This window comes from Escherichia sp. 93.0816, from assembly GCF_013368855.2.
Taxonomy (GTDB): Bacteria; Pseudomonadota; Gammaproteobacteria; order Enterobacterales; family Enterobacteriaceae; genus Escherichia; species Escherichia ruysiae.
The window spans coordinates 1-15,691 of the sequence record NZ_JABWNC020000018.1 but is presented as its reverse complement, the minus strand read 5'-3'; the positions used below and the strand labels follow the sequence as shown (position 1 = coordinate 15,691).

Here is a 15,691-nt window from a genome sequence, read left to right as displayed (position 1 = left end):
GTTTTACACATTATGACTGTAAATAGACTACCTGGGTTTGAAGGTACTCATGCAAGCCATGTTTACCGGTCACTAGAGCAGGCGACATTTTGTGGGCAATCAATAAGGAAGAACGGGAAGTTCCACGGCAGAATACCAGTGGTCACGCCAAGGGCACGTTTAAACAGAAGAATATGATCGCTTTGAATAATTTTTCCCTCATAACGCCGCGCCCACTTCGATTTCAGCCAATTGCTGGATTTTGCCCCTTACTCGACAATCAGCGCACTGATTTCACTGGCGCGTTCGCAGTATTGAAGTTTAACCCGTCAAAACAATCAGATTGATGCTCAAAAGGATCTCAAGAAGATCCTTTTGAGTTTTCTCATCGTTATGCCCTACCAGTTACCATACGGATAGGTTTTCCCTTTGATGAAATCTGGTGTCTTTCCGTAATAAACATACCCGTTAGGATGTTTCGTTACCCCTTTGCATATCAGCATATCATCCCCCGTCAGGGTAAGCTGCCGTGCTGGTTGCTGGAGTACGGATGGGTTCCCGTTATCCTCAAGCCAGATCCGTACAGTACCGCCTGGAGCAAGACCAACAGCCATTCGCTTCCGGTAGTAAGGTTTACCTGGATGATACGGATCAGGATATGCCGTAGCCATCTGCTGCCACGTCTCCCGACTGAACCAGATCTCCGTTTCATACGCTTTCTTGTCAATAACCGAGTCCCAGCACACCGTCATTCGTACCGGCAGTGCTTTTCCCCGGTTAAAATACCCGCCATACCCCCCTATCAAATCATGCCAGCGCCCGACACTCAGATCACTGATGTCTATAGGATCTAACCGACGGAAGATACTTTCCCGAATATCCCCGTCCTCCAGGTACACCATCGTCACTAGTGCAGGCAGATTTTTCGGGTATATAAAACTAAAATTCCAGTTATCGTAAGGCAGCTTCTTTCCCCACTGCTCCACGCCGTCTCCCAGCAGCGTCTTCACGCCTGCCCGGCGGTCATGGCAGCCTGAAAGCAGAATGCCCCCCAGCACGGCCACCATCAGCGGTAATCGTCTCATCCCTTCCTCCTCAGAACAGTTCGTCCAGCACGTCCACGTTCGCCCGCGCCCGGTCTTCCCACTGCTGCTGGTCATCCATCCTCCACACCGTCCGCACCCCCCCTTTGCCCGGAGCCATCGGCCACACGAACGAGCGGTCGTCAGTCGGCGCATAGTGGTTTCGCAGAAAAACCTCTCCCGAGGACGGACTCACCCACAGGCTCAGGTCCGAGTCGATGTTCCAGTTCGCCGAACAGTGCAGATAACGCCCGATGGTTCGCATCTCCTCCGCCGTGAAGCCCTCCGGCTCTGCGCCGCGCCGGATCGCACGCCCCTGGGCTGTTGCTTTGTCACACAAGGGGAACCAGCTCAGCAGGAAGAGCTGTGTCAGGGTTTTGCGGGTCAATATCTCCAAACATAACCCCGGCGTCCTGTGCCGCATCGAGCATCACCCGCATACACACCTTTTCCCAGTCGTTCGGCACCGCCCTGCGCGTCATAAACACCGCCGCGCCGGCTTTCTTCTCAAAAATAAAAGCCCGAGCCTTGTCAAGGTTAACCAGCGCCACGAAATCATTTTTGTCTCCACCTTACCGTGTGGCATCAGGTACTTCAGCGCCGGCAGTGAAAACAGCGCCTGACGCATCTTCTCCGCCTGACGGTACACCGCAGTTTGCGTCTCGTCCGCGCTCTCCGGTATCACGTCAAAGTCCGGCATCGTCAGCAGGGAAATCTCATCCTCGCCCGCGTTGTAGCCCCCGCCAATGTCCGAATGCGCCCCCGGCAGTGCCAGCTCCGGCCACATCCCCACGATGCTGTTCAGACTGAAGTTATAACGGCACTCGTGCATTGCGCTTATCTGAAACACCTTCTGCGCCACAGAAGGACGCAACTCAAGGTTGACACCAGGATTACTGCGTCCGTTAATATCGTAGAAATTCAGCAGGCTCCCGATGGCTGCCACTGTGTCAAAAAGCCCCAGAAAACGCACCTCTCCCGCAGATTTTCCATGGTGTCCGGACATATCCAGCCCGTTCTCTATCGCAGCCACTATCGCCGTATCCTGGTTCATCACCCGGTTGGCAAAGTGCCGTGCCGCTGCCGCGCCGCGACTGAACCCGAACACATCAAACTGCACCTTCGCGATCGCCACTTTATCGCGGTTACGACTGCTAAATACATTCAGTGCAGAAGCTATTTCCTCAAGAGTTTCATCGGTCTTAGTTACCACTCCCTCAAACCGCCTGATAAGGCTGCTGCCCAGCCCCATCCCCAGCAACGAGTCGCTTTTCCCATCTGCCGTCCCGATGCCACTGACGTAGGCTTTCACCTGTGCCTCCATCTCATCTTCACCAAGGGCAGTATCAGATTTGTAAAGGTCATTGAGCCGGGAAATATTGGTGATGCCGCCCTGCCAGCTGGCATTGCCTGCCCCCTCTCTGGCGTGTTCTTCATACTTCGCGCACGCCCTGGCTCGTTCCTCACCGACCAAACCGGCGCAGTGGGCATGCGCCAGCCGCAGATCGTCTGCGTTTGCCCGGTTATTCCCGGTACCATCAAAGAACACCCCCACCGTCAGCGTGATCCCTCTGACCGGCACCGGATGACTTTTCCACTACATAAAACATCGGTGTAGTGCGTGTTCTCCCCGGTAGTTTCATACCGGTGATAGCCGGTATTACCCGGCTCAGTATTCTCGCCTGCTGCCATAAAAAATCCCTTTTGTCTGAAAGGTTAAATCAGGCACATCATACTCCCCCCTTCAGTTCTTAAATAAAATCAACGCTCTATCTTCTGCACAAGATGCAGTTGCCATATTCAAATGTATGAATTCCTGGTTGTTCACTGACAGCAACGGAGCCACTGATATGCTCTGTCGCCCGGATTTAACGGGAGGATACAAGGTGCGGAGCCTGCCGTCCCTGAAGCGGAAGAGATACCGGAGTGCATCCGATCTGCTGAGCAATAGCATTCACAACAACTGAAGGTGTATTCAGGATAATGGCCCTGTATTGGTCATTCCAGCTAGCAGAGAAAGCTCGTCAGTAAGCAAACGCGACTCGTCCCGGTCAAAAAAGTCTGTTCCTGTGTAAACATCAATCATCGTAGATGACGGCATCGTGGAAAAACGATTCTGTGAAGGGTTTCATAAAAACAAGTGTGAAAGGAATAAAAGGCAGAAGTAAAAGTAAAGAATCATGCCCGTTTGCCAACGGTATTTCACAAACGGGCAATTTTTAACGTAGTGAACGACTTTCCATCGCTTCAATAAGCACAGCGTCGTGTTTCAGCGTCTGCCAGGCCTGGGTGACTTCAGCGGGAAAGTCAACATGAACGATAAAATCGCGCCCGCGTGGCCCATAGCCATCGCTATCATCACGCAAACGAGGTAGCTCGCCAGTAAGAAGCGATAAATAACGCTCAACTGGCCATAACCCTTCCAGTGAATTAGCAAATGCGACACTGTCTGCGTTATTCACTAATTGTGGTACAAATCCTGGATAACTTAACCAACGAGGCGCATCGGGATTATCACCTGTAATACGGTGGAATGTCGCCATCGTGCGCCGCTGCATGGTGGGGTCCTGCACGACGATAGCCGTGTGAACCCGTTCTTTGGCCTGATTCAGTAACGCGATGCTGAAGCGGGCATTTTCTCCGCAGTTTGTTGACTGGTCTTCAATCAAGATTTTTTCATGTGGTATATGCCAGAACTGATGGGCAATATCTGCGAGGATGGTAGCTTCTGACCTGCCTGTTGTGCGAATGGTGTTGTAATGCGGATGCTGTGCGATAGCACTGTATAAAAATGTTGTCGAGTGACCGATACCACCGCTGATCAGTAACGGAATTTGCTGATCACTGGCAATCTTGCAAGCGCCGTCGATAGTAGGGATAACCGCATTACCTGCAAGGATCACGCAATCAGCCTGATACGGAGCAGCACCGGAGAAATCATCCTGCGCCAGCCATCGACCGATAACGTTTATGGCATCGATGGTTGCCGCCGAAAGCGTCGGAAACGGGGTAATATTCATGGTTCCTCCTTCTCGTTCCCTTAAGAATACTGCGTGAGATAATAATGAGAAGCGGAGCACTCTGAAAGGAGGAGGTCGTATTTCGTTAATCGCCTCTCCGCAAACCTGGCATATGTTTTACAGAAAAGCTGTAGATAAACATTATTCATCTTGCAGCAGAGAATTGTATTCTCCTGAATCCCTGAACTTTTGCCCTTATCGTTTTCAGATTTAATAAAAAACCCGGCAGCATAGGCTTACCGGGTTTTAGATTTATCAGGCAAATAGCAGCGTTATCCGCTAATTTGCTCCATCGCTTGCAGAATACGCTTATCTGAAATCGGATACGGCGTACCGAGTTGTTGGGCGAAGTAACTGACGCGCAACTCCTCTATCATCCAGCGAATCTCTTTCACGTCTTCATCCTCACGACGAGCAGGCGGCAGTTTGTTGATCCATTGCTGCCATGTCTGCTGGACGTTTTCGACTTTCAGCATCTGGGCACGGTCGCGATGTGGATCAACCGCCAGTTTTTCCAGGCGTTTTTCAATCGCCTGCAAATAACGCAGCGTATCACCCAGACGTTTGAAGCCGTTACCGGTGACAAAACCGCGATATACCAGCCCGCCCATCTGCGCTTTGATATCTGAAAGTCCCAGCGCCATCGTCATATCAACGCGCCCTTTCAGGCGTTTATTGATATTGAACACCGCTGTGAGGATTTGCTCGACCTGCTTCGCAATATCCACCACCGTATCGTTCAGCTCGGCACGCACTTTTTCATGCAGCGCAGCAAAGCCTTCTTCCGTCCAGACTGGGCCACCGTTGGCATCGATCAATTTATCCACACCGCAGGAGATACAGTCGTCGATCAGCTCCAGTACTTTGCCATACGGGTTAAAGTACAGCCCTAACTTGGCTTTGTTTGGCAACTTCTCATGTAAATATTTGATCGGCGATGGAATATTCAGCAGCAGCAAACGGCGAAGGCCGTTCCACATCGCCTGCTTCTGTTCCAGCGGATTATCAAACAGTTTGATCGCTACGCTGTCGCGTTCATCCACTAGCGCAGGCCACGCTTTCACTTTGTAGTTGCCACGTTTCTGTTCGTAGCTTTCCGGCAGTTGACCAAAACTCCAGATATGTAAGCCACTCTGCTCGATACCGTCATCCGCCACCGCAGACAGTGTTTCCTGCACTTTGCCTTTCAGCGCGTCTTTCAGATCTTGTAGCGAGCGCCCTTCTTTTAGCTTCTTGTTTTTGTCATCCACCACGCGGAAGGTGATTTTCAGGTGATCGGGCACCTGATCCCAGTGCCAGTCCTCGCGGTCAACGGTAACGCCGGTCATCCGCCGCAGCTCGCGCTCAAGGCTGTCGAGCAACGGCAGCTCCAGCGGTGTGACGCGGCCTAAAAACGCTTCAGCGTAGTTTGGTGCGGGTACAAAATTACGCCGTACCGGTTTCGGCAACGATTTAATCAGCGCAATCACCAGTTCGCGGCGCAGACCGGGGATCTGCCACTCAAAACCACTCTCTTCCACCTGGTTAAGTAACGGCAGCGGAATATGCACGGTCACACCGTCAGCATCCGCCCCTGGCTCAAACTGATAACTTAAACGCAGCTTGAGATTGCCCTGATGCCAGAAGTTCGGGTAATCCAGCTTGCTGATTTTTTCCGCACCTTCTTTGATCAACATGCTCTTTTCAAAGTTGAGCAAATCTGGCGTTTCGCGGCTGACCTTTTTCCACCAACTGTCGAAGTGGCGCGAGGAGATGACATCGTGACTGATGCGCTGGTCGTAAAACTCAAACAGCGTTTCGTCATCCACCAGAATATCGCGGCGACGTGATTTGTGTTCCAGTTCTTCCACTTCTGCCCGCAGTTTCAGGTTTTCGCGGAAGAATACGTGACGCGTCTGCCAGTCACCTTCCACCAGTGCGTGACGGATAAAGAGTTCACGACATAACGCCGGATCGATCTGGCTATAGTTAACTTTACGCGCGGCAACAATCGGCAGGCCATAGACGGTAACTTTTTCCGTCGCCATCACCGCGCCCTGCGCCCTTTCCCAGTGAGGTTCGCTGTAGGTACGTTTGATCAGGTGCTGAGCGACGGGCTCCACCCATTCCGGATCGATGCGTGCCGCAATGCGCCCCCACAAGCGGCTGGTTTCTACCAGTTCTGCCACCATTACCCATTTCGGTGGCTTTTTGAATAAACCAGAACCCGGGAAGATGGAAAAACGCGCGTTACGTGCGCCGGTATATTCCTGTTTATCGGCATCTTTCATGCCGATATGCGAAAGCAAACCGGTCAGTAAGGCGATGTGAATTTCGCGATACTCCGCCGGTTCGCTGTTGACCGGAATACCGAGTTCTTTCACTACCTGGCGCAACTGGGTGTAGATGTCCTGCCATTCGCGCACGCGCAGATAGTTGAGGTAATCGGTGCGGCACAGGCGACGGAAGGCGTTAGAAGAGAGCGCCTTTTGCTGTTCGCCGAGATAATTCCACAGATTAACAAATGCCAGGAAGTCGGATTCTTTGTCGTGGAAGCGACGATGTTTTTCGTCCGATGCCTGCTGTTTGTCCATCGGACGCTCACGCGGGTCCTGAATGGAGAGCGCGGAAGTGATAATCATCGCCTCACGCACGCAGCCATGTTTCTGCGCTTCCAGCACCATTCGCGCCAGACGAGGATCGACAGGCAGTTGCGAGAGCTGGCGACCGAGCGGCGTCAGTTTATAGGCGCTGGCCTGTTCATCAGTGGTGATCGCGCCCAGCTCTTCCAGCAGACGCACGCCATCCTGGATATTGCGTTTATCCGGCGCTTCGACAAACGGGAACGCGGCAATATCGCCCAGCCCCAGCGCGGTCATCTGCAAAATAACCGATGCCAGGTTGGTACGCAGAATTTCTGGGTCGGTAAACTCCGGGCGCGACAGGAAATCATCTTCGGAATAGAGACGAATACAGATCCCTTCTGACACACGTCCGCAGCGACCTTTACGCTGATTAGCAGAAGCCTGCGAAATTGGCTCAATCGGCAAACGCTGCACTTTGGTGCGATAGCTGTAGCGACTGATACGCGCCGTACCGGGGTCGATCACGTATTTAATACCCGGTACGGTCAGCGAAGTTTCTGCGACGTTGGTCGCCAGCACAATGCGCCGCCCGCTGTGCGACTGGAACACCCTATTCTGTTCACTGTTAGACAGTCTTGCGTAAAGCGGCAAGATTTCGGTATGACGCAGATTCAACTTGTTCAGCGCATCGGCGGTATCGCGAATTTCCCGCTCGCCGCTCATAAAGATCAGGATATCACCAGGACTTTCCTGGCTTAGCTCTTCTACCGCATCGAAAATGGCCTGCAACTGGTCGCGTTCGGTGTCATCCGCTTCTTCAACAATCGGACGATAGCGCACTTCCACCGGATAAGTGCGACCGGAGACTTCGATGATCGGCGCATTATTAAAGTGGCGTGAGAAACGTTCAGGATCGATGGTCGCCGAGGTGATGATCACTTTCAGATCTGGACGACGCGGCAGCAACTCTTTCAGATAACCGAGCAGAAAATCGATGTTCAGGCTACGCTCGTGCGCTTCATCGATGATGATGGTGTCATACTGCATCAGCAGGCGATCCTGCTGGATTTCCGCCAGCAAGATACCGTCAGTCATCAGTTTGACCATCGTATTATCGCTTACGTGATCGCTAAAACGAACCTTATAACCGATGCAACCACCCGGCTCGGTCTGCAACTCTTCGGCAATACGATTCGCGACGGTTCTTGCTGCCAGACGGCGCGGTTGGGTATGACCGATCAGCCCTTTAATTCCGCGCCCCAGTTCCATACAGATTTTCGGTAACTGAGTGGTTTTACCTGACCCCGTTTCCCCGGCAACGATGACGACCTGGTGGTTACGAATCGCTTCAAGAATGTCCTGTTTTTTCTGACTAACCGGCAAATTGTCCGGATAAGTAATCTCCGGACGCGCCGCTTCACGCAGCAGGACTTTCCCTGCCGCCTGGTCAATCTCTTTTGCCATTTCCTGGAAAATGGCCTGTTGTGCATCAGGATTTTTAACCTTTTTCACACCATGCAGACGGCGGGAAAAGCGCAGCCTGTCACGCAGCATTAGCGAATCCAGCCGCTGTTGCAAGACATTAAAGGTCAATTTTTGTTGTTCTGTCATAACGTTAGAGGGCAGTAGTCTGCCTGATTAATTTTCTTTTAAATGATAGATATAGAGTACCACATCGCGGCTTTCTATGCGTTGTTCAATAAATTCGAACATAGGCTTCGATTTATTGCGCTATCTCTGTGGCAGGATTGTGAATAAAGTGTCAACAAGCAACGGGGCATCGCCCATTCAAACATCTATAAGGAAACACCATGAGCAAGGTATTAGTTCTTAAATCCAGCATCCTGGCAGGGTACTCTCAGTCTAATTTGTTGTCCGATTATTTTGTTGAACAATGGCGCGAAAAACACACTGCTGATGAAATCACCGTTCGTGACCTGGCTGCAAATCCGATTCCGGTGCTGGATGGCGAACTGGTTGGCGCTCTGCGTCCGAGCGATGCGCCGCTGACCCCACGTCAACAGGAAGCTCTGGCTCTTTCCGATGAGCTGATTGCCGAGCTGAAAGCCCATGACGTTATTGTGATTGCGGCACCAATGTACAACTTTAACATCTCGACTCAGCTGAAAAACTATTTTGACCTGGTTGCGCGTGCAGGCGTTACTTTCCGCTACACCGAAAACGGTCCGGAAGGTCTGGTAACAGGTAAAAAAGCCATCGTGATTACCAGCCGTGGCGGTATCCATAAAGATGGGCCGACGGATCTGGTAACGCCGTATCTGTCCACGTTCCTGGGCTTTATCGGTATTACCGATGTGAAATTCGTCTTTGCGGAAGGTATTGCCTACGGTCCTGAAATGGCGGCGAAAGCGCAGGCAGACGCAAAAGCAGCAATTGACGCAGTTGTTGCAGCATAATTTTTAAGGGGCCTCCTGCAAATGCGGGAGGCTTTTTACTTAACCCGCCTTTTTCGCAATGCTGTCCAGTGTTGCCAACACATCATCAGATAACACTAATTTCCCTGCAGCCATATTCTCCCGCAAGTGCGCAATGGAAGACGTACCGGGGATCAGCAAAATATTCGCTGAACGTTGCAACAGCCACGCCAGCGCCACCTGCATTGGTGTCACGCCCAGGCTTGCAGCAACATCCGAAAGTGTGGAGGATTGCAGCGGCGTAAAACCGCCGAGCGGGAAGAACGGCACGTACGCAATACCATCGCGAGCCAAAGTATCAATTAATGCGTCATCGGCACGGTGTGCAATGTTGTATTCGTTTTGCACACAAACGATTTCAGCGATTTTGCACGCTTCAGCGACTTGTGTCGGCGTGACATTGCTCAAACCGATATGTTTTACCAGTCCCTGCTGCTGCATCTCTGCCAGCACGGTCAGGCTGGCTTCAATCGATCCTTCCATCGGACCGTGACCATCCCCCAGCATTACGCGCAGGTTAACCACATCCAGCACATCAAGCCCCAGATTTCGCAGGTTGTCATGCACCGCCGTTTTCAGTTCAGCGGGAGAGAATGCAGGCAGCCAGGAGGCATCCTCACCACGGCGAGCGCCAATTTTGGTGACAATCGTCAGGTCGTCAGAATAGGGATGCAGTGCTTCACGGATGATCTGGTTGGTGATGTGCGGGCCATAAAAGTCGCTGGTATCAATGTGATTAACGCCCAAAGCAAGTGCCTCACGCAGCACGGTAATAGCAACATGGCGATCTTTCGGCGGACCGAAAACACCAGGCCCTGCCAACTGCATCGCGCCATAACCAAGACGGTTAACGGATTTTGTCCCTAGAGTAAATGTGTCGCTGCTCATAACATCCTGCCCTTTAATAAAACGGATAAAGAAAAATCAGTATAGAAATGAAAAGAGATAAATGATGTGAAGGCATAAATAAGATTACCGGATGCGCAGCACTTATTTGACCTGAAAGACAGCCAAAACTCAGGCTGTATAAGATCGTATTCGGCAATAAAAAACCGCAACCAGTATCAGCGTTGCGGTTTTTGTGTCACATGCGAAAAATTAGAACGTTTTCTTAAAGTTCAGCATCACGCCTTTGTCACTGATGCCGTCCTCTTTCCAGTGGTAAGCATCCAGATGCAGCGAACTTTCTTTGCTACTGTACTTCACGCCGACGCTTTCCAGGCTGTTGATGCCGCCGCCCTTCTGCCCGTCGTCAACGTTAAACTGCTGACCGCCTGCCCCGGCAAGGCTCGCCGTGCGCTGGCTCTTCGCATAACTCAGGTTCGGCCCGCCCTCCAGCGTGGCGTTCGCGCTCCAGCCGTCTTTCCCTGCGTAGTTCAGTTTCAGCCCGACGATGCTGTCCACCGCCGTTTCGCTGCCACTGTTCATATTCAGGTTAAAGTCACCGGCGTTACGTTCCTGATAACCGCCTTCCAACGTGTGACGCAGTTTTACTCCGGCATACGGCGTGATTTTCAGCCCTTCGCGCGGTTCAAAGGTTTTCGCCCCTTCACTGCGGAACTCAAGGTACTGCTGCTTCACGTCGGTATCGGCTGTTTTACTTACGTCGCCGTAGGCTACGGCACGGCTGCTGTCGAGGTTATGAACGTCATAACGCAGGGCGTTGTTCCAGTTCATCCCGTTTTCGAACGCCATCTGGTGCTTCAGACCAAAGAACTGGCTGTAGCCGCCTGTGACGCCGTTGTCCCCTGCCTTGTCAGAACCGTTGCCATCCAGACGGGCGATGCCGTACTCCAGGCTCAGGCTCTGGCTGTCACTCAGGTCAAGCGTTTTACGCAGCGCCAGCATGTCGTATTGCGTGTCGTTGCCCAGTTCCGCGCGCGGATCGCCTTTTGCCACCACGTTGAACGCCAGACCGTTGCCCACCTTCGGTGCGGCATCCGCCAGCATACTGAAGCGGTTGCTTAACACGCGCGCTTCACGGAACACGGTGGTTGCCTGGCTGCCGCTGATTTGCTTCAGTGCGCTGTTCAGTTCCGCCGTGGTGCCCACGTTCAGGCTGGTGTACAGCTCGTTATTGGTGTAGCCCGCGTCCAGCGCCTTCGCCACACCGTCAACGGAGGCATCCGTTGCGACATCGGTGTAGGTGTTTTTGGTCATCGTCACGTCTACGTTGCCGCTCGCATCCGTACTTCCTTGCGCATTCCACATCACAGTAGTGGACGTGATGGCGTTCGCGTCAGTGAGGTTGCTGCCCTGCACCACGTTATCAAAGTTAACGGTGGTCTCTGCTGTACCAGCAGCGAAGTCAGTGTTGATCTCCACGCCGTTCATGCTGGCGTTATTGACCATCAACCGGCCTGCGCTGCCGTCGGCGTTAGTGCCCACAACATAGCCGCTGAGGTTGTTGGTAGCGCCAGCTTCGCCACTTGAGTTATCAGCAAACGATGTCACCGTGGTGTTCGGCACATCTGGTAACGTGTAATCGCCGTAATGGACTTCGGTAGTATTACCGTTGTTACCATTAACCCCTTCCACGTTCACGCTGTCGCCCTGTTTAATCAGGCCAGATCCGGTCACACCATCGGCGATCATCACCGTACCGTTGTTGACGACGTGACCATTCGTCCCCAGCACACTGAAAGCAAAAGAATCATTGGCATAAATATTAATGGTGCCGTTGTTCTCAATGACTGCGTCCGCCGTAGCGTTAGCATCCAGTTGCATACCGATCAGGCCGGTATCGGTCGTGCCTTCCGTACCCAGGTTAATGATGCCCTCGTTGACCAGTTGCGCATTATTGTTCCCTTCCATCGCCACGGCATTGTTGCCGCTGATGTTCATGGTGCCGTCATTCTGCGCGACATAGTTGTTATGGGTGAATTTCACCGCGCTGGCGTTATCACGGTCGAAATTAATCTCACCTTCGCTCATGTTCCAGAAGAACGCGTCGGTCGCCGCCGCGTTACTGGCGCTGACAACAACAGATTTGGCGGTTGAATCCACTTTACCGTTATTGATAAAGCGCCCGTTGCCGCCCCAAATATTCACGGCTCCATTATTTGAGGAATCCAGCAATGACATATGCCCGGTGTTGTACAGCGTACCAGACTGATTCAGGTGGACGGCGTTTTTGTTGTTATCGAGAACAAACTCGCCGCTGTTATTAAAGACGGCGTTATTGTTGATTTCTAACATACCGGCATTAGTGCCGCCGCTGCTCTCGCCAAGGATCCATTCACCTTCGTTATTCACCACCGCGCTGTTGGCTAATTTAGAACCGTTTTTAACCGTACCACCCTGCAGGTTATTGAAGGTGCCGTTTCGCTGATCGATACGACCAGTGACAGTACCGCTGTTGTTAAAGACACCCGCGTTCTGTACCAATTTATTGACGGTGCCCGTGTTGTTCACCAGTGAATTATCGGCAATTTCAATATTATTAAGCGTACCGGCGTTATTAACCACGCCACCTTCGTCAACTTTAACCAGGCTACTGATATTCCCGGTGCTGGTGTTATCCAGTTCCCCCTCCAGCACAGTGACGGTCTGACCAGAAACGATACCCGCATTAGTCACGCTGCCTGGAGTGCTGTCTATGATCACCACATTCTTGGTGAAATTGGTTGACTGTCCTTCGGCGGTGAGCACGTCTCCCCCGGTATAGCCCAGGCTCACAATCGGATCGGTAGGGTTATACTCTCCAGCATTTTGACAGTCACCAAATGTACAGATGGTGCCGTAATTAATGATGGTGCCTGTGCCGTCATTGTAAAATGCCTGGCCGAGACTGGTATCAATATTAATGACGCCGATCGTGTCATTTATCGCGACACCGCCTTCAATTGCTCCCATGCCGAACAGCTGGTTATTGTGCCTTTCAGTGACACCTTCATCCGAAGTCAGATTGATGGTGCCCTGGTTTGTCACCGTTCCCCCCTTCGCGGCCAGCATACCGAAGCCTTCGTTGTTGACGTTGATGGTGCCAGTGTTGAGGCCAGTTCCATCCCCCCAGGTTTGATTCGGACTGTTGGTTGACCCAACCAGCATACCGCCAGACATTAAATAAACGTCGTCTGCCTGCCAGAAGGTTTTATCAGTAATATTTCCGTTTTCATCCAGAACCGGGATAAAACCGTCGACGTTAATTTCTCCGGCATTGGTGGCGGTGCCTTTCGACACAGAAACGCCATAGGTTCCAGTGCCGTGCAGATTAATCGTCGCGCCCGCTTCGTTAGTGGCCAGCCCATAGTTATCCGCCATTAAGGCGAAGTACACGCGGTTATGCCATGGAACGGGGTACTCGCCTTCAGCAGCACTACCCTCAGGTGTCGTGGTGGAAATAACATTAATTGTACCGCCAGCCATATTGATCGCACTTGACCCGTTGCCGCTGGCGTGAATCACCGCAGCCTTTAAATCACCTTCCTGATTTTCCCCAGGTAAGGCATTTATAGTGCCGAAATTCGTGACCGAGGCTCCATTCTGAGATTTCATCAACTCTTGTGATGTGGTCGCATTAATAATTCCATGGTTATCAATATGCGTTCCGTTGCCCGCTGCCAGAAGAATGGCATTGGTATAAACATAATTGACATTAAACACAGTCCCGGCGGCATCAATCACCGAATCATCGTTGAGTGTTACCGATGCACCGCCGGATGCTGAAACAAGCGAAATCTCGCCGCGAAGCGTACTGGCGTCCACGGTGGAGTGACCGCTAACGTTGACGGTATTAGCGCCCGAAACGTTAACGCCAGTAATCATCTGTTTCCCGCTAACCCCCGAAACGTTGATACCGCCTTGAAGATTGACGGTATTGCCCGCGCCGATAATATTGATTCCCTGAATATTGGTGGAGTCTTCCGGGATAGTCATACCGTCATTAAGTGAAAAGTTTACGCTGCCGTTCAAATTAATGGTGTTATTGTCACCGCTGATATTCATCCCATCCAGCGGCAACGGTATGCTGGTCATGTCATCATCCATGTTGGAAATCAGATTGATGTTTCCGTCCAGAGTGACTTCGCTGCCGTTGCTCATCATCTTGACACCAGTCGCACCCTGGAATTGCCCGCTGTCATCTTTTTCCCGGATGATGTTGATATCACCCCGCAAATCAACCTGCTCGCGATCGCCGGTAATGGCTACACCTGTACCATTTTTCGCGATATCGATTTCGCCAATATTGATAAATTGCGCGTCGTCGCCGTCGATCATGACACCACTCGACCCCTTATCAACAACGGTGATTTTACCCGTATTGCCGATTTTGACGCGTTCGCCACTGACATTAATACCGTGTGCACCACTGCTGACGTGAAGATCGCCATTCTGAAGAACGCTTGCATCATCGCCCGTCACCCGGGTTCCCACCGCGTTCACTCCATCAACGCTCATATCCCCTGAAATTTCGAGATTGTTGCCGTTGCCAGATAAATTTACGCCCGTCGCATTTTCGCCCGCGATGCTCAGTTCATAGGTTGTCAGTGTGATGTCGTTATCGCTGCCGCTCACGTCCAGCCCGGTTGTGGCGTCGTTGACAGACATCCTGCCTGAAAGTGAAACACTACCTTCGTTACCAGCAACCTTTATCCCAGTACCGCTATTATTAGTGGTGATATCCCCCACGTTGACGAAGGTGGCGTTGTCGCCGTCGATCAGCACACCGAATGGATTTCCGTTGTGCCCTGTTTCGCCAACCGCAATATCACCGATGTTCATAAATGTGGCGTTACTACCATCCAGCAATACGCCGATGGATTTATCATCCACCACGGTAATATTGCCTTTGTTACTTACGATGGTGCTATTACCCGCTACGTCAATACCATGGGCGCCGCCGCTGACGTAAAGATCGCCTTCCTGCTTGATAAGTGCATCGTTACCAATAATTTTTGTGCCAGCCGAATTTTCACCATCTACGGTCATATTGCCTTTATTATCGATAGTGGCATCGTCACCGTTAATCAGACTACCTGTACCACCGTTGGTAAATATGGCATCGCCCTGTGTATTAATAGTCGTATTGTTACCGTTAACAATAACGGCCGTACCGCCATCCACTTCGGTTTCACCATTATTATTGATGGTGATGTCATCGCCCGTCAGAATCCCCACCACGGAACCTTCGCCAATCGCGGTAGTTTTACCGTCATTGTTCAGAACGATATTATCGCCTTCCACGGTCATTACCGTACCGCCATTCAGCGCAGTGTTACCGCCCTGGTCGGTAATAATGGCATCACTAACTTTGATGTCGTTGCCCGAGGTTCCATCAACCACCACACCAGCTTGTTTGGTGATGTGGATTTTACCCTCGTCGTCGTAGCTCCAGGTGATTCCACCCGCTTTGTTAACACCTTCGAAGACTGCCGTGTTGCTGCCTTCATTTACCTTCCACTGTTTGACAATTGTCTGGCGACCATCTTTTGCCGTCAGGGTATAGCTGCCATCCGCATTCTCAGTGTAGGTAAATGTTGCGTTACGGATTTGCACCGTTTTTTCAGCTTGATCCCAGGTAACGTTGTTGTTGTATTTGATCGGGTCCGGTTTGTCATCTGGCGGTACTGGCGTATCTCCACCATCGTCCGGTGGTACTGGCGTATCTC

General features: G+C 51.8%; 8 protein-coding genes and 1 pseudogene. 1 reads left to right on the top strand and 8 read right to left on the bottom strand.

Annotated elements, in window-relative coordinates; translation table 11 throughout:
* Window positions 1-64 precede the first annotated feature (64 nt).
* The 6 genes and pseudogenes from HEM79_RS16770 to hrpA form a co-directional block, all read right to left on the bottom strand.
* Window positions 65-287, bottom strand: a pseudogene (locus HEM79_RS16770) (aldehyde dehydrogenase family protein); the annotation flags it as partial.
* Window positions 288-377: 90 nt separating this feature from the next.
* Window positions 378-1,064 carry a DUF2931 family protein gene (locus HEM79_RS16765; RefSeq protein WP_176241042.1) on the bottom strand — a complete coding sequence of 229 codons (687 nt, stop codon included), beginning with the start codon at window positions 1,062-1,064 and terminating at the stop codon, window positions 378-380.
* A gap of 10 nt (window positions 1,065-1,074) precedes the next feature.
* Window positions 1,075-1,458, bottom strand: coding sequence for a hypothetical protein (locus HEM79_RS22690; protein ID WP_286178611.1), 384 nt, complete (start codon window positions 1,456-1,458; stop codon window positions 1,075-1,077).
* 81 nt (window positions 1,459-1,539) lie between these two features.
* Window positions 1,540-2,643, bottom strand: a complete 1,104-nt coding sequence (locus HEM79_RS22685; RefSeq protein WP_309491261.1) for a T6SS phospholipase effector Tle1-like catalytic domain-containing protein — start codon at window positions 2,641-2,643, stop codon at window positions 1,540-1,542.
* A gap of 637 nt (window positions 2,644-3,280) precedes the next feature.
* On the bottom strand, window positions 3,281-4,081 hold the full coding sequence (gene ydcF, locus HEM79_RS16755) for a DUF218 domain-containing protein YdcF (RefSeq protein WP_176241041.1): 801 nt from the start codon (window positions 4,079-4,081) through the stop codon (window positions 3,281-3,283).
* A gap of 272 nt (window positions 4,082-4,353) precedes the next feature.
* Window positions 4,354-8,256, bottom strand: coding sequence for an ATP-dependent RNA helicase HrpA (gene hrpA / locus HEM79_RS16750; RefSeq protein ID WP_176241040.1), 3,903 nt, complete (start codon window positions 8,254-8,256; stop codon window positions 4,354-4,356).
* Window positions 8,257-8,456: 200 nt separating this feature from the next.
* Here hrpA and azoR point away from each other — a divergent pair, with 200 nt between their 5' ends.
* On the top strand, window positions 8,457-9,062 hold the full coding sequence (gene azoR, locus HEM79_RS16745; protein ID WP_016158322.1) for an FMN-dependent NADH-azoreductase: 606 nt from the start codon (window positions 8,457-8,459) through the stop codon (window positions 9,060-9,062).
* A 39-nt stretch (window positions 9,063-9,101) separates the two neighbouring features.
* Here the strand turns inward: azoR and HEM79_RS16740 are convergent, their stop codons facing one another.
* Together HEM79_RS16740 and HEM79_RS22495 are read right to left on the bottom strand one after the other, a co-directional pair.
* Entirely contained in the window at window positions 9,102-9,968 is an 867-nt protein-coding gene (locus tag HEM79_RS16740; RefSeq protein WP_176241039.1) for an aldo/keto reductase family oxidoreductase, read from the bottom strand.
* Window positions 9,969-10,178: 210 nt separating this feature from the next.
* Window positions 10,179-15,691: BigA/YdbA N-terminal beta-barrel domain-containing protein (locus HEM79_RS22495; RefSeq protein ID WP_203218639.1), on the bottom strand; the 5,513-nt coding region annotated here is incomplete at its 5' end.